General features: G+C 67.7%; 18 protein-coding genes and 2 tRNA genes. 9 read left to right on the plus strand and 11 right to left on the minus strand.

The annotated features are described in order from the left end of the window. The 3 genes from ETD83_RS17450 to ETD83_RS17460 all read left to right on the plus strand — a co-directional run. A partial coding sequence (locus ETD83_RS17450; protein ID WP_138646184.1) for a replication initiator occupies positions 1-1,563 on the plus strand: 1,563 nt, incomplete at its 5' end. Then, positions 1,560-1,772, plus strand: coding sequence for a helix-turn-helix domain-containing protein (locus ETD83_RS17455; protein ID WP_205717732.1), 213 nt, complete (start codon positions 1,560-1,562; stop codon positions 1,770-1,772). The genes ETD83_RS17450 and ETD83_RS17455, both read left to right, overlap by 4 nt. Next, a complete protein-coding gene (locus ETD83_RS17460; protein ID WP_138646185.1) occupies positions 1,769-2,929 on the plus strand; it encodes a site-specific integrase in 1,161 nt (386 codons plus the stop codon). The genes ETD83_RS17455 and ETD83_RS17460 overlap by 4 nt, the downstream gene beginning before the upstream one ends. 81 nt (positions 2,930-3,010) lie before the next feature. On the opposite strand, the gene ETD83_RS17465 is transcribed toward ETD83_RS17460, so the two are convergent. Then, positions 3,011-3,083, minus strand: a tRNA-Arg gene (locus tag ETD83_RS17465). A 186-nt stretch (positions 3,084-3,269) separates the two neighbouring features. Between ETD83_RS17465 and ETD83_RS17470 the strand changes: the two genes are divergently transcribed. The 3 genes from ETD83_RS17470 (at position 3,270) to ETD83_RS17480 (ending at position 5,342) form a co-directional block, all read left to right on the plus strand. Next, the gene (locus ETD83_RS17470; protein ID WP_138646186.1) at positions 3,270-3,701 is read left to right on the plus strand and encodes a hypothetical protein; all 432 of its coding nucleotides are present in this window, start codon (positions 3,270-3,272) and stop codon (positions 3,699-3,701) included. Between the two features lie 155 nt (positions 3,702-3,856). Next, positions 3,857-3,945 (plus strand) — tRNA-Ser (locus ETD83_RS17475). A gap of 389 nt (positions 3,946-4,334) precedes the next feature. Beyond that, positions 4,335-5,342 carry a hypothetical protein gene (locus tag ETD83_RS17480; protein WP_138646187.1) on the plus strand — a complete coding sequence of 336 codons (1,008 nt, stop codon included), beginning with the start codon at positions 4,335-4,337 and terminating at the stop codon, positions 5,340-5,342. Positions 5,343-5,592: 250 nt separating this feature from the next. On the opposite strand, the gene ETD83_RS45990 is transcribed toward ETD83_RS17480, so the two are convergent. Further along, the gene (locus tag ETD83_RS45990) at positions 5,593-5,856 is read right to left on the minus strand and encodes an IclR family transcriptional regulator domain-containing protein (RefSeq protein ID WP_138646206.1); all 264 of its coding nucleotides are present in this window, start codon (positions 5,854-5,856) and stop codon (positions 5,593-5,595) included. A gap of 39 nt (positions 5,857-5,895) precedes the next feature. Then, on the minus strand, positions 5,896-6,546 hold the full coding sequence (locus ETD83_RS17490) for a signal protein (protein ID WP_138646188.1): 651 nt from the start codon (positions 6,544-6,546) through the stop codon (positions 5,896-5,898). A gap of 397 nt (positions 6,547-6,943) precedes the next feature. Between ETD83_RS17490 and ETD83_RS17495 the strand changes: the two genes are divergently transcribed. After that, complete coding sequence (locus ETD83_RS17495) at positions 6,944-7,906, plus strand: hypothetical protein (protein ID WP_138646189.1); 963 nt, start codon at positions 6,944-6,946, stop codon at positions 7,904-7,906. A gap of 1,370 nt (positions 7,907-9,276) precedes the next feature. Continuing rightward, positions 9,277-9,735 carry a hypothetical protein gene (locus ETD83_RS17500; RefSeq protein WP_138646190.1) on the plus strand — a complete coding sequence of 153 codons (459 nt, stop codon included), beginning with the start codon at positions 9,277-9,279 and terminating at the stop codon, positions 9,733-9,735. On the opposite strand, the gene ETD83_RS17505 is transcribed toward ETD83_RS17500, so the two are convergent. From ETD83_RS17505 to ETD83_RS17535, 7 genes are all read right to left on the minus strand, one after another. Continuing rightward, positions 9,710-10,702 carry a hypothetical protein gene (locus ETD83_RS17505; protein WP_138646191.1) on the minus strand — a complete coding sequence of 331 codons (993 nt, stop codon included), beginning with the start codon at positions 10,700-10,702 and terminating at the stop codon, positions 9,710-9,712. The genes ETD83_RS17500 and ETD83_RS17505 overlap by 26 nt on opposite strands. Positions 10,703-10,979: 277 nt before the next feature. Then, entirely contained in the window at positions 10,980-13,304 is a 2,325-nt protein-coding gene (locus tag ETD83_RS17510; protein ID WP_138646192.1) for a hypothetical protein, read from the minus strand. Beyond that, a complete protein-coding gene (locus tag ETD83_RS17515; RefSeq protein WP_138646193.1) occupies positions 13,273-15,480 on the minus strand; it encodes a TIGR03986 family type III CRISPR-associated RAMP protein in 2,208 nt (735 codons plus the stop codon). The genes ETD83_RS17510 and ETD83_RS17515 overlap by 32 nt, the downstream gene beginning before the upstream one ends. Continuing rightward, the gene (gene csx19 / locus ETD83_RS17520; RefSeq protein ID WP_138646194.1) at positions 15,477-16,016 is read right to left on the minus strand and encodes a type III-D CRISPR-associated protein Csx19; all 540 of its coding nucleotides are present in this window, start codon (positions 16,014-16,016) and stop codon (positions 15,477-15,479) included. The genes ETD83_RS17515 and csx19 overlap by 4 nt, the downstream gene beginning before the upstream one ends. Next, a complete protein-coding gene (locus ETD83_RS17525) occupies positions 16,013-17,848 on the minus strand; it encodes an RAMP superfamily CRISPR-associated protein (RefSeq protein ID WP_138646195.1) in 1,836 nt (611 codons plus the stop codon). Before ETD83_RS17525 ends, csx19 begins: the two co-directional genes overlap by 4 nt. Then, positions 17,845-20,205 (minus strand): RAMP superfamily CRISPR-associated protein, encoded by a 2,361-nt coding sequence (locus tag ETD83_RS17530; RefSeq protein ID WP_138646196.1) that lies wholly within the window; start codon positions 20,203-20,205, stop codon positions 17,845-17,847. Before ETD83_RS17530 ends, ETD83_RS17525 begins: the two co-directional genes overlap by 4 nt. Further along, a complete protein-coding gene (locus tag ETD83_RS17535) occupies positions 20,202-21,824 on the minus strand; it encodes a Cas10/Cmr2 second palm domain-containing protein (RefSeq protein WP_138646197.1) in 1,623 nt (540 codons plus the stop codon). The genes ETD83_RS17530 and ETD83_RS17535 overlap by 4 nt, the downstream gene beginning before the upstream one ends. A 336-nt stretch (positions 21,825-22,160) precedes the next feature. Between ETD83_RS17535 and ETD83_RS17540 the strand changes: the two genes are divergently transcribed. Then, a complete protein-coding gene (locus tag ETD83_RS17540; protein WP_138646198.1) occupies positions 22,161-23,228 on the plus strand; it encodes an SAVED domain-containing protein in 1,068 nt (355 codons plus the stop codon). A 555-nt stretch (positions 23,229-23,783) separates the two neighbouring features. Here ETD83_RS17540 and ETD83_RS17545 read toward each other — a convergent pair. Continuing rightward, positions 23,784-23,996, minus strand: coding sequence for a hypothetical protein (locus tag ETD83_RS17545; RefSeq protein WP_138646199.1), 213 nt, complete (start codon positions 23,994-23,996; stop codon positions 23,784-23,786). Positions 23,997-24,290 lie beyond the last annotated feature (294 nt).

Here is a 24,290-nt window from a genome sequence, read left to right on the forward strand (position 1 = left end):
GTCTGTATCCGGCCGGTGCCGATGCGGCGGGTGGACCTGACTACGGGCGCGGGCGAGGTGGTGTACGTACCGTGCGGGCACACCCTGGCCTCGGTGTGCCCCTCGTGCGCCGAACGCAAGCGCAGGCTCCGCGCGGTGCAGTGCCGTCAGGGCTGGCACCTGACCACCGAACCGGTCATCACGCGCGCCGACCCGGACGTGGAGCAGCGGGCGTGGATGGAACTGCGGGCGCACGCGACGGCGGCACGCGACCAGGCATCGGCAGACGGGACGGCGGAGGGGGAAGGGCCGGAGTTCTGGGACGCGGTCGTGCGGGACCTGGATCATGAGCTGGAGCGCTCGGGCGTGCGCGGTGCGCTCAAGACGGGTGATGAGTCCAGGGGCCGGCGGACCCGGTCCACGCGGCGGCGGCAGGATGCTCCGGATCTGCCTCGGCGGCCGGTCGACTCCCGCACCCTCGGCAAGGTGTTCCGCGGCCGGGACGGCAAAACCTTCCGGCCCTCGCTGTTCCTCACCCTCACTCTGGACTCCTACGGCCGGGTCCGCTCGGACGGGGCCCCGGTCGACCCGGACGGCTACGACTACGAGCGGGCGGCGCGGGATGCGTTGCACTTCTCCAAGCTGGTGGACCGGTTCGTGCAGAACCTGCGCCGCTTCGTCGGCTACGACGTGCAGTACTTCGCCACCGTCGAACCACAACGACGCCTCGCCCCCCACCTGCACATGGCCATCCGCGGCACCATCTCACGGGCCGAACTGCGGCAGGTCGTGGCGGCCACCTACCACCAGGTGTGGTGGCCACCGACCGACCGCGTGGTGTTCGAGGGGGAACGGCTCCCGGTCTGGGATGCGGCCGCCGGACCAGAAGGGGGATACCTCGACCCGGCAACCGGGGAGGTCCTCCCCACCTGGGACGAGGCGCTAGACGCGCTCGGCGCTGACGCTGATGCCGAACCTTTGCACGTGGTGCGGTTCGGACGGCAGATCGACGCGCAAGGCGTTCTCGCCGATTCCGCGGACTCTCGCAAGCTGCTCGGTTATCTCACTAAGTACCTGGTCAAGGGCGTCGCCGAATGCCACCAGGCCAGCACCGACGCACAGCGCGAACACCTCGACCGGATGGCCGAAGCACTGCGGTATGAGCCGTGCTCACCGACGTGCGCGAACTGGCTGCGCTACGGCGTCCAGCCCAAGAATCCCCGCAAGGGCATGACTCCGGGATTCTGCAAGGGCAAGGCACACCGCCGCGAACACCTCGGCTACGGCGGCCGCCGCGTCCTGGTCTCCCGCAAATGGTCCGGCAAAACCCTCGCCGATCACAAAGCCGACCGCAAAGCCTGGGTTCTGGCCCGGCTGGCAGAGGCCGGAATCCCCGTCACCAACCCCACCGACCCCACCGCGATCCACATCTGGGAACGCGCCGGACCCGGCGACCCCGACGTCAAACCCACCGAGCAACGGCTCTTGCTGCTGATCGGCGAACGCATCGAACGCCGTTGCCAGCTCGACGCGGCGACCCGCACCCCCACCCCAGAACTTTCGGCAACTGCGGAGGCAGCGTGACGACAGAGACACCGGGCGGGGGCTTTGAACCCCTGCTGCTGAAGCCAGAGCGGGCGGCGGTGCTCCTCAGCATCGGTCGGACGAAGGTCTATGAGCTGATGCGCTCGGGTGCGTTGCCCTCGGTGCGTTTCGGCGGTAGTCGCAGGATTCCGGCAACGGCGCTCCGTCAGTTCGTTGCACAGCTCGAAGAGGACGGGGAAGCGGCATGACCAAGCGACGGGGAAACGGCGAGGATTCCATTTACAAGGACGGCGAACGTTGGCGCGGAGCGATTCATCTCGGCTACGACGAGAAGGGACGTCGCGTCCGAAAGAAGGTGTCTGGCCGGACGCGTGCAGAAGTAGCGGACAAGCTCCGGAACCTCCGCAAGCTGGTGGACGCCGGAACGGTTCCGGACGACAAGATCACGGTCAAGGCGTTCTTGGACCGCTGGTTGGCTCACAACCTTCCCGGCACGGTCGCCGAATCGACGGAAGACGACTACAACGACACGGTGCGGCTCCACCTGTCGCCGGCACTCGGCCGTAAGAGGCTGGCCAAGCTCACGGTGCTGGACGTCGACAAGCTTTGGCAGGCCAAGCGAGAAGCGGGCTACAGCGCCAACAGCATAAGGATCATGCGCACCGTCCTGCGTAAGGCACTCGGCCAAGCAGAGCGTGAGGGCATCGTCCCGCGCAACGTCGGCGCTCTTTCGGCAGCGCCTCATGTGGTGGCCAAAGAGGGGCGAACACTCACGATCGACCAAGCGAAAACGCTGCTCAACACGGTGACCGGCCACCGCTTCGAGATAGCAATCATGATCGCCTTGGCCTATGGGCTTCGACGCGGCGAGGTTCTCGGCCTCCGCTGGTCGGCGCTCGACTGGGACGCGGGGACGGTACGTCTCACGCACGCCGTGAAGCGAATCAAGAACCGCGACAAGACGAGCAAGCGCAAGACGCGCCTGGTGCTCAGCGAACTCAAGACGCCCAAGTCACGCCGGACGCTGGTCCTCACGCCACAGATCGTGGCCAAGCTCCGAACACTCCGCGTCCGACAGGCTGAGGCCAAGATCGCTGCCGGTGACCTGTGGAAGGATCACATGCTGATCTTCGCGAGCGAAGTCGGCACACCCATGGACCCCGACAACTTCTCCCACACCTTCTCCAAGCTGGCCAAGCGGGCGGGCCTCGGCCACTGGCACCCGCACGAGTTGCGGCACTCGGGGGCGTCGCTGATGCTGGCCCAAGGAACACCATTGCACGTCGTCTCCGAGATCCTCGGGCACACAAGCATCGCGATCACGAAGGACGTCTATGGGCATCTGCTCGTTGACGACAAGCGCGCGGCGGCTGAGGCCATGAGCGGCGCTCTCTTCGGGGCCTGACGAACCTCGTGGCTCCCAACGTGGCTCCCACGGCGCAAACCAGAGGCCCCTTCCAAGATCGGAAGGGGCCTCTGAGGTGGGCGCACCCGAAGGGATTCGAACCCCTAACCTTCTGATCCGTAGTCAGATGCTCTATCCGTTGAGCTACGGGTGCTTGCCGGGTTTACTGTACCGGCTCCGCCGACCCGACCGCGAATCGGTTGGCCCGCCCATCGTTGCACGAGTGTGACTTGAGTCACGGAACCCCAGGTGGTCAAGGTACGCCAAAGTGGTACCTGTGACTAGTGTGACCTGTGAGGTCTAGCTCGTCCTCTGCCCATCCCCCTGAAGGAGAATCCCCATGCGCATGTCTGCCACCAAGCTGGTCGGCGTCCTCGCCGTCGGTGGCCTGATGCTCGGTTCCACGGGCTGTGGCGCGGTCGATGCCATCGCCGGCGGCAAGAAGACGACCGCGTGCAAGAACATCGAGAAAGAGCTGCGGACCTTCTCCACCGGTTCCATGTCGATGACGTCGCCGAGCGGCGCCTCGTCGACGGCCCAGAAGTTCTCCGACACGGCGGCCAAGGTTCGCTCCGAGGGCCAGAACGCCGGCGGCGACGTCGAGACCGCCGCGACCGCCTTCGCGGGCGACCTCGACAACACGGCCGAGATGCTGCGGAAGCTGAGCTCCGGCGACATGTCGGGCGTCTCACAGCCGGACACCGCCGCCATGCAGCGGCACGGCAACGACCTGGCCGACGCCTGCGGCTTCAGTGCCTTCCGGCTGGGCTGACCATCGGCGATCCGCTCCCGCGGCCCCGGGAGCGGAACGCCGGCCCGTCATCTTCGCGTAGCGACACCGTCTCGCACTATGCTGCTGGGACCCACGGGTCAGACTTTGCCGGTTGGCGCGCCGAACCGGTAACCTGTCTGGGCCTGACGGCTACTGGAGGATTCGCCTAGTCCGGTCTATGGCGCCGCACTGCTAATGCGGTTTGGGTGCAAGCCCATCCGGGGTTCAAATCCCCGATCCTCCGCCCTCCGACCAGGGGTTCCGCGCTCTGCTATGTGGAACCCCTGGTTTTTTGTAGATCTTCAGTTGCATTTCTAGCCGCAGTTAACCCGTTTTCGGCCCCCACATCGCGCCTCCGATACGCTCTCCAGCATCGCGAACCGTCGGGCACCCCAGCCCGTTTCAGCAGCGCTTTCCAAGCTTCGGTCCGTCCAGCGGTCGACCGTTGCGCTGGGGGGCGAACACCACGCCCCAGTCTTCCCAGGCGTCGCCCACCCGCACCTTCTCCGCCCGCTGCCGCTGGTACTACTCCCGCAGCTACGGCAGCTCGGGGGGACTGCAAGGATGGTCGGACGGCTCCCCAAGGAACGCACCTGCTGGTCTTGTCGTATTGGTTCCCTATGATCCTCGGCCATGACCCGCACCACGCCGCCGCGTCCGGTGGACATCGCTGAGCACTTCCCGGAGTTGAGGCGGTATTCGGCCACGGCCACGCGGCTGCACCCGCGTCCTGGCGGGCCCTCGACCGCCGACAGTTCCATCGGTGGCCCGCTTCTGTGGCCGTCCGATGAGCCCTGGCCGGTATGCGACGACGGTGACGACCACTACATTTTTCAACTCCAGACGCCGGCGACGGTCCGCCGAACCCGGGAGATCTACGCGGCGGCACAGGCCCGGGCGGACGCGAGCGGTACTCGGTACGAGCTCACCGATGAGGAGCTGGCGGAACTACCGGACATCGACTTCTCCGAGCCGCACGATCTGGTGAAGCAACCGATCCCGCTGATCCCGGTGGCGCAGTTGTACCGTCGTGACGTCCCCGACTTCGCAGGTCCGCAGGGCACGGATCTGTTGCAGGTGCTGTGGTGCCCGCTGGACCATCCAAAGGAGGGCCACAACCCGCGGGTGCGGCTGTACTGGCGGCGCGCCGCCGACGTGACTCGGCCGTTGGAGACCGCTCCCGAACCGCCCGTGGTCAGCGACGCGTATCTCCCGGAGCCCTGCGTCGTCCATCCGGAACGGGTCCGTGAGTACCAGTACGGCGGCCTGCTCCCTGAGCAACTGGACGCGCGGATCGTCGCGTGGGAGAAGGCCGGGGAAGCGGGCGATGAGGACGAGACCGGCCGCAGCTACCACTACGACTTGTCTCTGGCGCCCGGTTGGAAGGTGGGCGGTTATGCGAACTGGTCGCTGACCGACCCCTATCCCATGGACTGCACCGAGTGCGGCACCGCGATGACGTTGCTGTTCACCGCCGATTCCAGCGAGTGGCATGGGACGGGTGGGAGTTGGCGGCCGGTGGAGGAACCGGCGCAGGCTCTGTCAGGGCCTACCGAAGTGGTGATCGGCCGCGGCTACGCCCTGTATGTCTTTCGCTGCCCGGTCTCCTTCGAGCACCCGCCCTCCACCGCCATGCAGTGAAACTCGCTGAGTCTTGGCCTCCTTCTGCCTTCTGCGACCGAGTTGGCGCCTTCAGGCGTCTGGGATTCGAGGCGGACGTGATCGCAGCGCTCGGCATCGAGCGGAGTTCCCGGGACGGGTCGTGCACCCGTCGCGGGGCGTGTCAGGCGGGGCCGTCGAACGTCCCTACCTTGGCGATGCGCTCGGCGGCGAGGTGCACTCGTGTGATCAGGTCGTCGATCCGGTCGTCGCCGAGCCGGACCGCTGGGCCTCAACGCACAGCCCCGCCACCGTCTCCCTGCCCGGGCCCCTTGACGGGCATGGCCACCGCCCGCACCCCGACGTTCATCTGGCCCTCGTTGACGGCGCAGCCGGCGTCGCGGATCGCGGCGAACTCGTCGAGTTGGCTCTTCGGGTCGGTGAAGGTGTCGGGCGTGTACGCTGCTGAAGGGTCATCTGAGAACGGATTCCGCGGTTCTCGCCTGCTTACCAGCGAAGATCCAGCCCCAAGGCGGGGGTTTGGCGCGCCGCGCAGAGGAAGGTCTGGAGATGCGGGCGGGCGCCACCCGGTGACCTATGGAGAGTTCGGTTCCTTGGCTGCGGCGACGGTCAGGTCATAGTCGACCGAGGTGTGGAAGTCGCCGCTGCTGCCACGGATGCTGATCTTGTGCTTGCCGGGGGCCAGGCCGCCTTGGGCGATGAATCCCCAAAACCCGCAGGCATACCCCTTGGTCTGTCCAGCGGTGCCGGTGACCGGGTTGCCCGCCACACTGTCCACGGTGATCGGCGAACCCTCCCAACGCTGGACGGGCTGAGCGACCCCGTCGACCGTCCACCTGCCCCTCGCGGCCGCCATGAACGCCGCACAATCGCTCTGCGAGCCCAGCAGGTTCACCACTGGCACGACCAATGTCTGTGAGGGCATGGTGCAGCGGCGCTTCACCGAACCACCAAAGGTTCCCGCAAGATTCCAGATGAACTCGCCCTGGCCCGCCGCGCAATGCGTCCCGGTCTCGTCCTCAACGGGGTTGCGTCCCCGTGGCGTACTGGCGGCCCATTTCCACCATTGGGTCTGGATCTCGCCGGGAAGAGCCTGGTCCATCTGCTTCTTCTCCGTGGCCAGCTTCTCTTGCCGCGCCTTGCTGAGGCGTCCGTTTGAGTCGCCGGGCGAGGGACCGGCGTTATCCGATCCGCAGCCACTGATCAACGCCACCACCGCGACCAAACCCGCAAACCACCTCAAGATCACCGGCACACACTAGCGAGGATTCCTCAGATCCGGCGTCCCATTAAACGCAGAGGCCCAGAAACGTGCGCAGGCTCGCCGCATACGCAGCCAAACCCTTTCCAGTAGCCGTGGATGGCCGTCGGGAGCCATGGAATCGTCGCTCACACCGTGCACAATCACCGAGAGTAGCGATCGAGACGCTGTTGAGTGCCGGACCGCCGGATCCCCCTCAGGCACCGGACGTACATATCCACATGCGCACAGCACAGCAAGGCGCTCCACCCGATGCGCAACGTCACCCTCGTATCGGCAACGTGTCCGGTTGAGGTCTGAACGTGGCCGCCTCCATAAGCCGCGCGCAACGATGGTCCTCTGCAGCGCGAGGAGAGTCAGCATGGGCAAGGACGACTGGAAAATCGTCTTCTTCGCGGTCGGCATCCTATTGGTGATGGCCGCCCTGCCTGCGATCCTCCTGCTGGGTCCGCTCCATATGGGAGACGGGGAGGCTACACGACTTACGGCCGTGCTCACGCTCATAGGCATTCTCGTGACCGCGTCCGTGGCGCTAATCGGATTCGTGATGAACCGCCAAACCGAACATCGGCTGCAAACAGAGCAAGCCGAACAGGGCCGCCAGCTCAGGCTGGACTCGGCGATGCGCGCGGGGCAGTTGATCGCGCCCACCGACGGAGGCTCATCCGATCCGGCCGCGCTGGCCTCCGGACTCCTCGCGCTCACCAAGCTCGACAACGCCGATCTCGCCGTGCCCCTCCTGGTCGACCTGTGGTGCCCAGAGAATCCCCGTGTCTCCCATGAGACCGCCGTGCTTGTGATCGACGCGGCACTACGCTCGCCATCGTCCAACGCGCAGCTCATCGCCGCCGAACTGCTGTGCCGCCACTCGACCCGCCTCAACCCCTGCCAGTCCCTCCACTGGCCGAGTGCGGTGGAGGGCTGCTGGGTGCCCGATCTCAGCCCACGAGCCAAGCTGCTCCTGGTCGAGGCGCTGGTGAACATGACGCTGGCCGGACCGACCCACGAGAGCGCCCTGCGCGCCGTCGCCGTGCGACTCTACGGGATCTGGCGTGACGATCCCGACGACCGTGTGCGGGGCTGCATCGGCAAGCTCGTCGAGTCACTGATCGGCAGGCTCAACGACCTCGGCTACAAGGACTTCATGCAGGGCACCCAACAGGTCATGCTCAGCGAGTTGCAGCAGGCCGCCCGGAGCAGGAGCGACAACCCGGACGGCTACCTCGACCGCTTGTCGACCAAGTTCGCCGACGACCTCCGCGGCTGGGCACAGCGATGCGAAGGACTCCCCACAGAACCCGGATACCTCGCCACAGCCGACTGACGAATGTGGATCGGCTGGTCACCCACCGGCGTCTACACTCGGCCCTCGCCGATGCGCCACCTGCCGGGTTCGAGACCCACCGTTCGATCAACACACCAACGCCAACCGGCGCCAGGCAGACCGGACTTCACCACTCATCTGTTGAGCCAGACCACTGAGCCGACGCCGGGCGGGCGGCCCGAGAACGCCAAACTTCGGCAGGCACATCACGAGACATCCCACTCAGTGCCCAACGGCAGCTATCCCGACACGAACCGAACCCAGATGCAAGTTCGGCACATCATCACGGCCCTCGCCTGCCTCCCATGTTGCAAACCCTCCGCAGAGGCGATGAGGACCGTACGCGGAGGCGCAGCGCGCAGCGAAGGTGAGGTTGCGAACCCTCGTAGGGGCGATGAGGACCGTGGCACCCTCGGGTACGCCTCGACCCGTCCGCCTAGTTGCGAACCCTCGTGGGGGCGATGAGGACACCACGGAAAGCTGCAGGTGCGCTAAGGGAAGATTAGTTCTCTGAAGGCCCATTGTGCAGCGATTCGTCGGTGGTGCTGTTGACCCCGGGGTGTCGCTGAAACTGCTTGATCAGCTTTGCCTCGGTTCGAATGGTGCCGTGGCGGACGTTCGTCCATCGGTCGGGGGCATGGGAACACATGACGAAGGCGAACGCCCTGGCTGGTTGAACGGATGGCCGTCGAGCGAGCGATGTGGAGCCGCGTGGGCGCGGGTGGCCAGTGGCAGTATGGCCGACGCAAGCGGGGGCCATCGCCTCGGCGCTCGGCCGCGAGGTCGGGCCAGGGCTGACGGTGCTGGCGGCGTTTTGCGCGGACGGTCGCCACCTCAAGCGCACCGCTGCTTGGCCGTCGGCTCCTCCGTCGCGCGGCTGGTCCGGCCGTCCATGCCGCGTTCCTGGCGGTGCTCCCGGGGCGGGGAGGGCGAGACATACGAAACCGCCTACACCGTAGGCGCTCATGTTGCTGCTGGGAGAAGGGGAACCGGCGCACTGAAGGGTCCGGCTGCCGTGTCGAGATCGGGGGCCTGGTCGATCTGCTCACCGCTTGCAGGCGGCCATCGTGGCGCGTTGTCTGTACGAGGTGCGTGCGTCGAGCCCTACGTGGAGCTGCTCGCTGCTGATCGTGCCGTCGAGCGATCATGCGGCGCCGCGGAGGCGCCGACTAGCGCCTTACGATGGCCGGGCACCTGCTCAAAGGCAACGTTCCATTCGCACGGGGCAGTATCGGCGAGATCATCTACTGCGTCGCCGGCGCCCGGCGATCCCCTACGGGAGCACCGATGGGTCTGGACGTCCTCGTCCGCTACGGCGGCTTCGGAGATCACACCGGCATCGACATGGGGGACGTTCTCCCATCAGCTCGATGACCCGGCCCGAGTCATATGCGCAGCGCGTCCGCGCACGTCCGTACGGCCCACGCGAGTTGGCATCGGACGGTGTCGCCGCCTGGTTCCACGGGCCGTTCGCTGTACTGACGTTGACCCATGGCGAGACGGCCCTGACCGTCCGCGCTGATCTCGACGTCCCCTCGCTCGGCACCGATCTGCTTCAGCTGTTCACCGCGGCGGAGAACGCGGAGGTCGCTTACCTCCCACGGCCTGAACGGCTGGTCGGGGAACAGGTGAGCGGCGATGACATTCCCGTCGTTGTTCGTTGGTTCGCGGTACGGCCAGTGAAACAGGGTGCGTCACTCACTCTGGGCACGGCCGATCTGGTGGTGAGCGTGACGCTCAGCACGCGTGCCGCTGGACGGTTTGCCGCAGAAGTTCGCCGGTGGACGAGCGCGGAGCAGCTCATCAAGCGCCCACACCGGCAGGCGTAACCTCCGCCATCTGATCCGCCCACTCCACGCCGGCGGCGGCCACCAGGAATGCGAGACGGCGAACCCTACGGGCGGCATGCTCCGGGATGAGGCCGAGTTCCCGGACGGCCACGGCGATCGGGTCTGCGCGCCGTCCGGCACCGAGCGCGCAAACAGCGGCGATGACAGCCCGGTACGACCTTCGGCGCGCCGCACACGCCATGGGTTCACCCGCGCGGGCCGTGAGCAGGCGAGCCAATATCGCACGAGCCTGGTCCCGGTCGGCGTCCTTTGTGATGCTTTCCTGCGGATCCACCGGCGCCTCGACGCCGTGGCCGGTGACCGGCTCACCGATGTTGGCGGCGAAGAATCCGGGGTTGGCCGCACGCAGCGAGGCCAGCGCCGTTCCCATTCGCCGGGACGCCTCCGTCCGTGTCAAACCGTGACGGTCTCGCAGGTCGTCCGGCACCTGGAATGGGTCGGGAACTCTGCGTCGCATCCGGAACACCAGCAGAATGAGCATTTCCAATCCCGCGGGGTCGTTCCGCAGCGGAGCCGCCCAAGCCGCCTGGCGCAGGTCTCGGTCCGGGCGCGCCGACGCCCCCCGGCGAACAGCGTCCGCGCGCCTTGTCCGCTCTTCGAGGTGCAGCAACGGGTAATGGACGAGCTGGGCCCGGGCGGCCCGCAACCACGGCTCATCGCCGCCTGCCGTACGGCGCAGTTTCACCGCCCAGGTGGCGGCGTCCTCGTTCCGTGCGTCCGCCGACGCCAGGTGCTCGCACACCAGGACCATCTCGCGGACGGGCTGCCCCGAACGGGTCTCCGGCGTCGCCCCATCCAGCGCGGATCGCAGCCTGGCGAAGCTCTCCAGGAGGAGATCGTCGACCGTCTCCTCGCACTCGGCGCACCACCCGTGACCGGTCGGCGCACCGCAGGAACGGCCTGCGTGCCTGGCCCGATGCAGTGGCCCGCGCGCGGCGACGCGCAATGCCGGAGAGACGAAGGTGTGGAACGCCGCGAATGCGATCGCGTCGTCACGGTCGGCCAGATGGGAGATGGGCCGCACGAAACCTCCTGAGGCAGTTCGAACAGACCGTCAATCCCGCGGGTGTGAAACCCGGAGACCCGGTCTTCCTCAGGAGGCGCAAGCCTCGGAATGCTCTTCGGCCGCAGCCGTCGAACGCTCACCAGTATCGGGAGCCCCTCAACTCACGTCAAGTGCTTGCCCGCTTACGGTCTGGTGGCCGTCGGTGTGGAACGCCTTTTCATCGGGCGTCCTCTCCCAACTCTTCGAGTTGTTCACAGAGGTGCGTATAGCGGGTGACGAGTTCTAGGTCCGGCTCACTCTGGCGGTTACGTGGATAACGGAGTTGTTGGAGGGCATCGATACAGCCGCGCAGTTCTTCGAGGACCACGTGCCGGGCAGGCGGCTTCTTCGACGGTATTCGCTCCGGGGCCCGCCCGGCTCGCTCCTCGCGGAGCCTGTCGAGCAGGTGAGCGTAAGGGGTCTCGTTGCGGTGGACGTTCAGTCTCCGGAGCGGCGCGAAACGTTCCCTGAGGGCTTTCCATTCGCCCCACTCGAAGAGGCCGGGACGGAGGACTTCAATGGCCGTATAGCAGGCCGGCCACGGTTCGTCCGCCAAGACGTGCGCGATCAGTTCGAGACGCCGGCAGGCCGCCTGGCAGCGGGCGTCCATGCTCGTGATCGGCTTCGCGGGGCTGTACAGGTCGTGGTGGAGGCGGGCGGCGGCGTCGCGGGCGCCGGTGAGGGCCGGGGAGCCGTTGGCGAGCAGTTGCCAGGCGGTGCGGGTGTCGAGGCGCCGGACGGCCGATGATGCGAGCCGGGCGAGGCGGGCGTCCATGCCGAGGCGGCACAGCGTCAGCCCGGCTTCGTTGATCACGGTCCGCAGCGCCCGGTCGCGGCCGAGTTCGGCGACGCGCAGCGGGCATGCGGCGTTCAACGACCATTGGACGCCTGCGGCGACCATGCCGTTCACGGTGACGGGCTTCCCAGAGTTGATGACAAGGAGGACTTCGTCCACGTCGCGGAGACTGGTCGAGCCGTACAGGCCGGTCGGCTCGGCTTTGGCGAGTTCGGCCAGAAGCGCGGCGTTGATGGCCGCGGCATCGCCCGGTTCGGTGGAGAAGGGGCCGAGGACGGCGGCGTCGAGGCTGCCGGCCGGCGCGGTCGACCGGGCCAGGGTGACCCAGGACCGGGCCCGCTCCATCGTCTCGTCGCTGGCGAGGAGGCGCAGTCTGATCCTGCCGGGGCGGGCGAGGGCACCGCGGCGCCGGGACGCCCAGTCGATCACCTGCCGAACGGCCGCGTGCCCCTCTTTGTCGTTCGGGTCGTCCCTGGTGACCATTCCAACGCACATCAGGACAAGGACGTCACCGGTGCCCAGGACGGGCCACGCCGTCATGCCGCACTGGTCCACCAGGCCGGGCACCAGGTCGCCCTTCTCCCACTGGTCGGCGTTCGCGAGCAGCGAGCCGGGCAGGCGGTGGGCCCCGGGCGGGACGAGGTGCGCCTCGTGCGAGGCGCTCCTCTCGAAGAAGTCGATGAACTCGGCGTCGCCCACCAGCGCCGCATGGCGGGCCCGCGGGCCGGGCGTGAGCCGTCGGCGAGCGTCCTTGATCAGCGCGGCCCCGCCGCGCTTGTCGGGGTCGCTGAGCTGCCTCGCGAGGTCTTCCAGCACTCGTTGCGCCGACGCGGAGACCGTCGCGGCCTCCTTCCTGGACGGCTTGCTGATCCGTTGGGTGAACCAGGCGCGCAGCAGCGAGTTGTCGATGGCCTCGCCCCGCGCGAGGCGCTCGTAGAAGGCGGCCTGGACGGTCGGCCAGAGCTCGGCGAGCTTCGTGAGTCTCCCCTGGTTGAGCCCGGGAAAGGGCGTGGTGGCCTCGGCGAGGCTGATGTCGGCGCGCTGGCGGGCGGCGAGCAGCCGCCACAGGCCGGCGTTCGACGGGTCGACGGCGGCGAGTTCGTCCCAGAAGCGGTGCCGCAGCAGCCAGTTGCGGAGCGTGTCGTGCGCGTCGATCAGGTCGCGCAGGCGGTAGGCGGCGGACGGTTCGTCGACCGGCAGCAGGGTGATCGGCACACCGGTCTCGATACCGGCGAGGAGGACGCCGGCGCCGAGGGCGTAGGAGCCGGCCCCGGAGGTCAGCAGGCATTCGCCGGGCAGGAGTGCGGTGAGCACGGGCTTCACGGCTTTGACGCTGTGGCGGACCGTCGGTTCGGCGACCTGGACGATGTGGAGCCCGTCCTTCGGGAACGTCCGGCCGCAGAGGCCCTCCGCTGAGCACAGCAGTTCCTTCATCCGCTGCGCGTGCTGGACGAAAGGCTGTTGGGAGGGCAGGTGGACGTTCGTCGTCGCGACGATGAGCAGGCCGCTGATATCGGTGCCGGTCTCGGCGAGGCCGTCGAAGACCTTGCGCAGGGGCCTGCGGTCGCCGGGGCCGCCGTGGAAGTCGATCGGCGCCGGAGAGGTCGCCAACGGCGGCCAGCCGAGGTCGCCGCCACCGATCGGGTGGATCAGCAGCGGCGCCGCGTCGGCCCTTTCAGTTCTCTTCGTCGTAGACGTCAAGGTCATGTTCTCGGGGGGCGCCGGCGGACGGGAGGGAGCGACCCCGGCCCGGCGCGACCGTCCTGTTGACGATCTTCTCGTTGGCGGTGAACCAGGCGTAGGACTCCCCGGCGGGATTGGGAGGTGTACGCCCTGCCTGCATCTGCTTGGGCCGAGCGCGAGGGTAATGGACGGGAAGGTCGTCGCTACCGTGAGCCGCCGCGAGGAACGCGCGCTCGATCTCTGCGAATCCGGGCTGCTGCCGCGCTGTCCCGGTGAAGGCCCGGATGCAGTTGCGCACTACGGTTTCGGCGGGCGATTCGGGGAGCTCTCCGGTGAGGTCGCGGTAGTACTCCGACCACTGCCCACCGGTGTGGAGCCGCGTGCGTTCCGCGTCCAGGGAAATGTGGACGCTGCCGAAGCCGAGCGGCTTGCCGAGGCCGAGGCGGTGGTGGTGATCGCCGTCGAGTGTCAGCAGCCAGAGCAGGGCTCCGAGTTCGACCTCCGGAACGTCGCGGACACCGATGGTGAAGGTGAACTCGGTGCCTTTGGTGATCCAGCCGAGGACGGAGCGGTTTTGTTTGTCGCGCTTTGGGTCGCCGGTCGTCGCGAACGACGTTTGGTCGCGGGTAAGGGCGTTGCTTTCGTTGGGCGTGTTCGGTCGCCGGTACTCCCGGTACAGCATTCCGTCGACGAGCTGCTGCGTGGGATCGCCCATGGACGGCGGCGGTAGCTTCCAGTAGAAGTCGTCGGCGGCTGCTCGTTTGTGATGCCAGTAGACCTTGCGGCCCCGCAGCGCCCTGTCAGGGTCACGGTGCACGTCGTTCTTGGGTGTGCCGTTTTCGATCGGACGGTGCGGTTCGGCGGCGCTTTCAGACAGGTAGAACCGGCCCTGGGTCGGTTTCGGCTGGGCGAGGATCGACAGCGGCAGCCCGTCACGGAATTCCTTGACGGCCTCGTCCGTGGCAGTGACGCAGGTGACGTCGCTGATGCGCAGCCGGCCCCGGTACGCGGCCGGGCGGGTGCCGGACCCGTCTTGGGCGACCCAGCCAAACACCCGGTCGGCCGGGGAGAGTTCGCGGAAGTGGGAGGCGGGTTCGACCTTCGGCGGCACCATCCAGGCCGGGCTCGCGATGGCGAGATCGCGCGGGATCATGACCGGATACAGCGCCTCGATGCGTCCGTCCTTCTTGTACGCCCAGCAGAACGTCCCCGGTGTGAGTTTGCGCCGGTCTTCGTTGTTCCGGTGGGGGCTGATGTCGAATTCTGCGTCGGTCTCAATGTCCTGCTGGCATTTGCGGTGGTGCTCCATGAGAGCGTCCCAGCGTTCGCGGAGCTCGTCGGTCAGCTTTGCCGTAATGGAGCGGCGTGGACGGACGAAGACCCGTTCGTCGCGCTTCTTCTCCACGTTCCGGCCGGTAATGAAGACGTACCCTTCTTTCCAGCCGGATGAGGGGCTGCCTTCGGAGAACAGCTTGATGCCGGTGACCTCCTCAGCGTTCTTGCCGCGCCTGGTTTTGACCCAGACGCGGTCGCCATGCTGCGGGGGCCGGTTTCGCGAATAGCGGGGGCCGGTCTTGTCCCCGTGGAAGGACAGCCTGACAGCGTCCCAGAACTCCAGCGTCTTGCCGTCCTTCCCGACGCGGACGGGCTCCATGTCTCGGGCGTCATCGGCGACGCGTCGCCAGCCGAGTAGCTCGTCATGGCCGATGAACACCCCGAACCTGCTGTTCGTGATCGCCTCATAGGAGGCGCGCAGCATTCCCTTGAGCGCGGTGGCCGGCAGATGGGGGCGGCCGTCGCGCAGCAGCACCGGGTAGGTGAGGTGTCCTTCTTCGGCGTCCGGCGCGGTGTAGGCGCGGGCGGTGTCGAGCAGCAGCAGAGGCGTCCGGACGGTGAGCCGGACTGCGATCGTGCCTGTCCAGTTCTCTTCATGTAGCCGGTCGGCGCCCTGAGGCACGGCGTCGGCGAACGCACCGGTCATCGCCTCGCGCGAGAAGGCGGGAACGAAGGTGTACGGGTTGAGGAATGGCTCCCTGGGGCCATTCCGGGCGTTCTTGCCGTTCCCTGCACGCGGCTCTTTCCGCTTGGCAGACTTTCGGGCCGGGGCGGTGGGCGTCTTCGCCTCCTGCTGCGGCTTGACGGGCTTGAACTTGTTCTGCACTCTGATCGTGCCAGGATTCGGCGGCTTGTTCTCGGTCATGCCTTCTCCCTGCGCAGCGGTTCGGAGAGTTCGAAGGACAGCAGGCGTTCTTCCGCGATGTAGGCGTTGCCGTGAGCCGGGTCGCGTGCGATGTACTCACAGGTCGCCAAGGCCACATGGCAGCCTCCGCCGAATTCACCCGGGACACGCAGGCTGCCGATGCGCTCCGTGGTGAGCGTCGTCCAACCGTCCGATGCCTGAACGGCCTTTCCCCACAACAGGTAGCCGCCCTTTATCGTGCCGGTGGCCTCCAACGGGTCGGGCTTCGCGAAGGCCGCCGGCAGAACGGTCGGATCCTCAGTGAGCAGGACGGTGCGTCCGCTGTCGGCGTCGTTGAGCCAGCGCAGTTCGGTGTGCTCGTTGAACACGCGGGCCTCGAAGACTCCTTCGGGCGTGGAGCGGCGCGCGTCGGCGGTGGTGACGATCTCGTAGCGCCATGGCGTGGTGAGCAGCGCGAAGCCGTCCGGCGCGCGCTCCATGGCTTCGGTGAAGGTGAGGCCGTCGCGGGTGGCGACGTGCAAGGTCGTGCCGGTCATCGCGTTCCCCCTGCGTATTCGCGCCACGCGTTCGCGAGATTCCGGTGCCGGAGGGCGTCCGCGAGCGTCGTCTCCGCCGTCCAGCCATTGCCGGAGAACTCGATGGACTCGATCGTGACGTCGCCGAATCCCCGGTTCACCATGCCGCCGAGCGGGAGTCGGCGCTGCTCCAGATCGCGCAGGACGAGCAGGAGCAGCGCGAGCGCCACGTCCCGGTGGTCGCCGAGCCGGGTGAGGTCGACGGTCAGCCGGATCGGCTCCCAGTCGACGCCGTGCGGTTCGAGCACGCTGAACAGCAGTTGGTCGGCGGCGCCTCCGGTCCAGCGGTCGATCGCGACGTGGTCGGCCTGGTCAAGTCCGCGGGCCGCCAGCGCGTCGCGTACCGACGGCGGCAGCGCCGAACGTTCCGAGGGCGGTAGCGCGTCGCGGGCTGAGGGCGGTAGCGCGTCGCGGGCTGAGGACGGGAGGATCGGCTCGCGCGGCAGGCCCTCGGGCTGCGCCGAACGTTCCGTGTGGTTGCCGTTGTCGGGCGCGCCGTTCACCACGATGTCCCACACGTCTGTAGGGATGGCCGTCTCGCTCACGCATTCGTGGACGGTCAGCGCGCCCGCGCCCCACCGGAAGGCGGACGGGGCGTCGTCGGGTTGGCGACGGGCCGCGCCGAAGAGCATGCGCACGGCCTCCAGCCCATCGAGTTGCTGGAGGAAGGCTTCGGCATGCCGGCGTGCGGCCGCGGGGTCTTCGGTGCCGTCCGCCGTGTCCTGGATCTGGGGCGGTGGGGCATCCAGGCCGCGGGCGGTGCGTTCGATGAATTCGGCATGGCTGCGGAGGGCTCCCTTAAGAGAGCTGCCGCTCAACGTGAGTTTCACCGTGTCGGGCCCGATCTCGCTGGTCACGGGCCCGATCTCGCTGGTCAGCGGCAGGGTCTTGATCGCGGCGCCCTCGCCGGCGGCGCGGACCATGACGGGCGAGTCGGGCCTCCACCGCAGATGGACGGTCAGCGTTTCACGGCGGGCGGGAAGGTCGGCGGCGCCCGCGTCCACCCCTGCCTCGTCGAATTGCTCCGGCTCGCCGCCGAGGAAGGCGAGCAACCCTTCGCGACTGGTGAAGTCGTGTTCGTGAACGTCGAGCGGCGACGACATCAGCGTCACGACACCGAGGCCCTTGCCGTTGGCGGCGCCGACCGCGATCTCTTCGGACTTCAAGGCCGTCAGCAGCGCGTGCAGGCGGGCGCGGTCACGATCGAGGCGGGGGTTGGTCGTCTCGACGTCGACCTCGAACGACAGGTAGTGACCGGGCGGGACGATGGTGCGTGCGTACAGGAAGGCCGATGCGGCGGCACCGGTGACACGGTCGATGCCGACGCCGTGAAGGACCGGCAGCGCCCGCGATCTGAGGGGCTCGTTCGGGATTCCGTCGCTGTCGGTTCCGGTCGTGGTGGTGACGACCGCGTCCCGGACCACGATCCGGCTGGCCTGGCCGGAATCCGATTTCCCGTCCTCGAAGCCCCACATATCGTTCAGGCCACCGGTTCCGGGATCGTTGTTCAGACCGCCGGTTCCGGGCTTGTCATTCAGGCCACCGGTTCCGGGGTGGTCATTCAGGCTGTCTGTTCCGGGGTCGGCGCCGGCGGCGCCGCGCATCCAGGCGCGCAGCACTCCGGCGAGGCTCGTGCCCGGCACGTAGACGCGGTCTTGCCCGTCCACCGCGACCGGCAGCGCCTCGGCCGGATCGAGCGCGACACCACCCACGTGCAACGGTGTCTGGGTACGCAGCCAACCGCGCACTCGAAGCCGCCGGTCCATCGGACGTCCCCCTCCTCTCCGAGTCATGCGCGCGTCTCCTCGGAGTGGGCTTCCCTGCGGGTGTGGGCGGCCAGGCAGGCGGTGAGCAGCGACCGCAGCGCCTCTGCCCGCAGTTCACGGCGGAGGACGTCTCGTCCGGCGTCGGTCAGGCACAGCCGGTCCTGGTCGTTGAACTTGAGCGTTTCCCAGACGTCGTCGTCTGCCAGCAGGGCGCAGATCGCGGCCGTGGCCTTCGGTGCCTTCCAGCGCTTCGTGAGGCCGGTGATGCGGGCCTTGAGCTGCTCCCCTTCCTCGTCGAGGTGGACGAACAAGCGGCGTAGCGCGTTCAGCCGGGTGGCCGAGAGCTCGATGAGCGAGCCGAGTACCTCGTCCGGCTGGGCCGCCCGCTCCTCGGCGAGCCGCCAGATCTCCGCACGCCACGCGGCCGCCTCGATCAGGCGCGCCCCGGCATGGCCGGGGTCGACCGTGGACAGCCGGCGCACGATCGGGCGTGGCGGCGTGCCCATCTGCTCGTTCTCTCGCTCGCTGATGTCCCGGGGCACCTTGTTCATAAGGACCGGGTCGTTGATGCGGATCTGGCCGAAGCCCTCGCCGCGCCGTTCACCGATGCCCGATCGCTCGACCTCCGCCAACACCTCCGCGCTGATTTGGCCCGCTTTCACCTTGAAGGTCAGGCAGCCACCGGCCGCGAACCCGAGAAGGACGGGTCGCGGCAGCCGCCATCCGCGGTGCCAGGAGTCGGTTCGAGCGGTCTCGTAGCTGGTCGGCCTCCGGTCGCGCTCCTGCAGGATTGGACCGAGCTCCACACCGTCTGCTCCGGCGGTGGCGAATTCCCTTTGCAGGAGACGGGCGAAGTCGGCGGGGTCGTCACTCGGGGCGAGCCGGTCATCGCGGACCAGGACGTCCGACAGCAGCCAGACACGTATGCGGTCACCGCTCATGATCGGTGCCGACTCGGACGCGGTGTCGATGGGCTCGGGGTGGGTGGACTCAGGGGCCATGGGCTTGGCGGCGACGGACACCAGGCCGTAGTCGTCCTTGCGGGATCGTCCCAGCCGCCATCGGCCGTTCAGGCTTTTCCACCAGCCGGTATCGAGGACGCCGCGCCGGACCCTGACCTCGGCGACGAGCACGGTTCCGGGTGCGAGCGCCTGGTACACGTAGACGCCGCCGAGCGCCTCGGTCGGGCGCTGGGACTCGTCCTCGATGGTGTTGTGCATTCTCAGCACGAAGCCGGGCGTCTCGACCGCCACCTGCGCCGAACCGGAGACATATCCCTTCCGCACACGCTTGAACGCCTTGCCGTTCGGAGTCCCCTCCGCCATCCGGTTGAGGTAGACGTTCCTTTCGTCCTTGTCCCGTTCGAACACGCGGGGGACCGGACGCCCTTGGACCCCGTCCACCTGCGGGGTCGCGGGCGTCACCACCAGGTCCCCGCAGCGTGCCGCCGCGGCGGCGGCCGAGGAGTCCAGGCGCCGCAGCACCGGCCCCAGCAGCATCCAGCCCGGCGCGTGGTCACGGCCCTGGACCAGATTTCCGACGGTGCGGTCATAGGCGAGCAGCGGCGTTTCGAGCGTCATGCGCAGAACGGCACTTTCCCAGCCGTCGTCCACCGCTCGCCGTTCGGCGGAATCGGGCGCCGGCGGCCGCTCGGGGACTGGCGGTGATACCGGGTTGGCGGTCCAGCGCGCCAAGTCGTCAGTGCTCGGAGGCAGACCCGCGCCGCCGAGATCGAGCCGGCACCGCCCCGATCCCCGGCGGCGCTTCGCGCCGATGCCCTCCACCAGCCGCGCGCCCGCCCACAGCAGGGCACGGGCACAACCGAGTTGCTCCTCCGACAAACCGTCGGGCAGTTCCGCCGTGCCTTCCAACGTCATGCCACCGCGCGCCATCTCGTCGAAGCGCAGCATGTCCTCCCGGGCCGCGCCGGTCACCGGGTCGTGCGCGACACCCGGCTTCACGAACGTCACCGCGTCGCGGAGCCGCCGGTTCTCCGCGATGGCCTGGCCGAGACCACCGGGGAAGCGAATCGGGCCGAGGTAGGACAGGGCGGCCGGCCGCGGATGCCGCGCCGGCGCCGCCGGTGTATCGCCCGCCTCGGCGCCCGGGAAAGCGCCCGGGAAAGCCGGCTGATAGCCAAAGAGGTATTCCACCCAGGAATGCCAGAGCCGGGGGCCGTCAGGGTCCGCGTCGGCGTCGAGGGCGCGTGCGGCGATCTCGCAGCCGTCCCGCCAAACGCCGTTGAGGGACTTCGCCGGCACGAACGGAAGCTGGTGTTCCTCATCACGCAGCACCTTTCGGCTGATCCGGCCGTGCTGTCCGGTGCCGGAGCCGATGTGCCAATCACTCAGCATGCGCAAGCCCAGCGAAATGGTGTGGCTCATGACTCGCCGCCTTTCGAGGAAAGGAAGGGGGCGGCGTTCAGCGCGTCCAGAAGGCCGGTGCGGTGGACGGGCCCGTCCCGCCAGAACAGCGAACCGTCGCAGGCGAGCCCTTGAACGGCGTCCTTACCCAGCCAGGTGGAGACCATCTTGAACCGAGATTCCGCAGCCTCGCGCCCGCGGAACAGGGCGGACCGCAGTTCATGCGCCTGTCCACTCGAGATGACGAGAGTTTCGTCGTCCTTGTCGGTTAGGGCGGCGACTCGCTGTTCCAGGTCGGTCCAGTGCCGGTGTCGCACCCACTCCGCGTCTCCCGCGTCGCCGACGACGTAGGGCTGCCCGGTCAAGCACGTGTCCTCTTCGGCGAGCGTCTGCTGGTCACGCAGACGTTGCAGATCGGCGAACGCGCTCTCGTAGAGGACGTGGAACGACAGAGCGCTCTTGTCCTGCCCCAGTTCCCTCTTCACCACCTTCGCCTCGCCGGTCAACTCCTCGGCCAGGTGGACGGCACTGTGGAACGGATATTGACGCTTGACGATGGCAACACCCGCACAAGCCCCCAACCCCCGGAGGTCTTCCACTTGCTCGAGCACGGCACCGACCGCGACATGCTCATTGGCCAGCCGGGTGAACTCTTCCAAATAATTGCGAGCGAAAGGCAGAGCCAGCTCACCGTCACAGACCACGGTGAGGTCATCGCCCCCAAGGATGAGCGGGAGAACCGGCGGCTCGGCCGTACTTGCCGTCCACCTGCTGCCACGCAACTTTGCGAACACCGACCGGAAAGCCCCGCGGGCGCACTCGTCCACACCTTCTGACAGTCCGCGCAATCCCTCCGTGTATTCGTCTGCGGGCTTGTCTCCCGGGCCGCCCATGATGGACGCGAAACGCTGAAACACCTTCCCCAAGCCGTTGCCGTCAACGTGGACGACCGCGACCCATTCCGCCTTATGGTTCAGGTAGTCGACGACCTGGGAGAGGGTGCTGCGGGCCTTCTGCTTCTCGTCGCCCTCGGCGCAGAGCCCCATTTGGACGGCCAGCCGCAGCAACGCCGCATCAAAGGCGTTCAGCTTCGCCAGACTCGGTGCCGAACGGGCTTCAGGCGACCGCCCCTCTTGAGGCACAACGACACGATGGGCGGGGAGGCCACTGGACCCGCAGCGCGCCGCGATCGGCACCCCGGGGAACCGCAGCCTCGGCCCACGCCTCCTGGCCCGCGCGACCGCGAGCAGTTCCCGGGCGTCCGCGATGCCATCGGCGACCTTCTGCGCGTTCCCCCACTCGATGGCCTCACCGACCGCGCCGCACACGTCCAGCCCGGGCGCCTCACGCAAGGCCGCCTCGGTGATCTCCCCGACGACCTGCCTGCCCACCTCGGGATCTCTGACGAGCATCGTCACGCCGCCCGCGTTCGCGGTCACCACCTCGATGCCGTGCTTTTCGACGCGCTGTCGGCGGCCGTCCATGCCGGGCACCCCAACGTCCGCCAACGCTTTGTCGAGCCATTCGCCCTCGATACGGGTGATCAGATGCGATGCGCCGACGTTCTCCCGCCGTTTGTTCGACCCGAAGATGTAGTTCTGGTTGCCTGCCGTGCTTAGCACGACCGCATGCACGTCCACCCCGGCCCCCTTCTCGCTACAGCACCACCGCGAGATACAGATGGACGAACCCTGCGGCCGTCCAGAGCGGCATGTTAGGGGCGTGGACCGGCCGCACCTCGGCCAAATGCCGCATAACCCAGTGACCGACTCCGGCCCCACCACCCCGCGCTCAACGCCACCGGCCACGCGCCTATCGAGGCGTTGATTCCGCCTTCGTTGACCGGCGGGAATCCTGATGGACTCATGCGAGCCGATCAGCCCCGTCGCGTACAGGCGACACCCGACCACAAAACGCCTGACGGCAGGCAGCGTCCATCAGTACGTTCTGCCCACGACGACGAAGCGAGGCCGCAATTGACCGAGAACCCGAACGCGCCAACGATGACGGTCATCGGCGGCCCGTCCGCGACCCCGTCGAAGGCCCGGCGCGTGATCACGGACGGCGCGACCTGGAGCGGACTCGGCGGGGTCGTCGCGGGCGGATTCGGCATCGAAGCAGTGAAGTCGGTGATGACGCACTCTTCGACCGGACGCTGGTGGTTCGTCCTCGGCTGCCTCGCCGGACTCACGTCCATGGTGGTCGGCGCGCGGCTGCGCGTCCGCGCATCGGCCGAGACCCAGATCGGGCTCGTCGTCACCGCGTCCGACACCGGACGTGGCACACCACGAGCCGAGTTGCTGGAGTCGAGGGCCGTCGAGTACAGCCAGCAGACTTGCGCAGTCACGGTGCAGACCCACCTGACGCTCCCTGAGACCCATCCGTGGCCGAAGGAGGGCGTCGAGGCCCTCGCAGACGAGACCATTGCGGCGGCTGGGATCGCGGAACGGCTGGTCAGCGGCGCCGCCCGCATCAACGTGATCCCGACCATGCCGCTGCCGGCAGGCTTTCGGTTCGGCGCCAGAATCGGGCACACCCACCCCCGCGAGATCACCGTCCACGCAGTCCGCCAGCGCGACGGCAGCCCGTCCCACTTCCCGGCCACCAGCCTCCGGGAAAGCCCACTCACCGCCGAGCTCCTCACCATGGACGTCGAGGCGATTGAAGGCGGAGACCCGACGCGCGCGGCGCTCGCCATCGACTTGCAGAATCTCCGCGCCGACTTCGTCCAACCCGTCCGCGCTGCCTGCCGCGCCCACGGAATCGGCAATCTCCTGATCTTCGGCCGGAAGACCGCCGGGCTCCTGGATGAGAACGCGGAAACCTACACCGCGATCGTGGAGCAAGTCTGCCGCGCATGGCGTGAGACTCCCCTGCCGGAAACTGCCCGCACCGGACGACACGGCGCCTTCCTCACCGGACCGGTCGCCATCTCCATAGCCCTCGGCGCCCGGCTGGCCCACATCCAACCCGACCGCTGGACGGCCTTCACCTTCGACAACGCCTCCAACACCTACGAGCCCTTCCCCACCGACCCCGCCTGAAGGCTCTCTCCCGGCGGGCTCACGAGAAGCTCCACGACGCTGGCAGAGTCTCTCGTAAAGCCAACTCGTTGAGCCTCGACATGCATCCAAAGCACCTAGGCGATCAATGCTCTTTCCTATCTAGAGAGATCGGTACCGAGAAAGATTCTTGTCGCGCCCCTCACAGGAGCGATGAGGACGTCTACTGCGGAGTCCGTGCACGCCGATGCCTCTGTTGCGAACCTCGCAGGGGCCGATGAGGACTCCTGGCCCTCACAATCGCCGCTGTCGGAGGGCTCGTAACGCGAACCTCCACTGCGCAGTTTCCAGGCAGAGGCCGAAAGTCCTCTGGCTCTTAGCTATGACAACGTCATCGTTTATACTCTTCCGCCTGGAACAACGCCCGATGGCGCTGCCGAGCCAGCCCCACCGACATCTTGTAGCCTCCTCAGCCGTGCGTCGACCCAAAGTTGATCAAGATGGTTTCAGCGACACGCCGGGCTCGGCTGCACAACCGGAGGTTCGCTGCAAAGGGCGACTCCCAGATGGCCGCCTTGCCCTCGTGTACCTGCGGTTTTACCGTGGCGTCCTCATCGCCCCTACAAGGGTTCGCAACATGAAGCCTTCGGCGCGGGTCTTGCCGGTGCCGGTCCTCATCGCCCCTACGAGGGTTCGCAACAAGGCGAGCAGCTCCGTGAAGTCGTAGTCGTCGCCGGTCCTCATCGCCCCTACGAGGGTTCGCAACGTCGACCACAGTCCGGCATCTTCGTCCCAGATGGCGGTCCTCATCGCCCCTATGAGGGTTCGCAACATTCGGTTCCACCCGGGGTGGAACTCTTCGGGCAAGTCCTCATCGCCCCTACAAGGTTCGCAACACACGTGAGCGCCGCGTGCGGATCACGCGAGGCGAGTCCTTATCGCCCCTACAAGGGTTCGCAACTCGAGGATGTCTAGGGCGTTGCCGACCTCAGAGTTGTGTCCTCATCGCCCCCTACGAAGGTTCGTAACGCGTGGGCCCGGTCGTCGACCCAGGCGACGGACCAGGTTCTCATCGGCCCTACGAGGGTTTGCAACGGGGTCCTC

The organism is Actinomadura soli, from assembly GCF_005889715.1.
Taxonomy (GTDB): Bacteria; Actinomycetota; Actinomycetes; order Streptosporangiales; family Streptosporangiaceae; genus Spirillospora; species Spirillospora soli.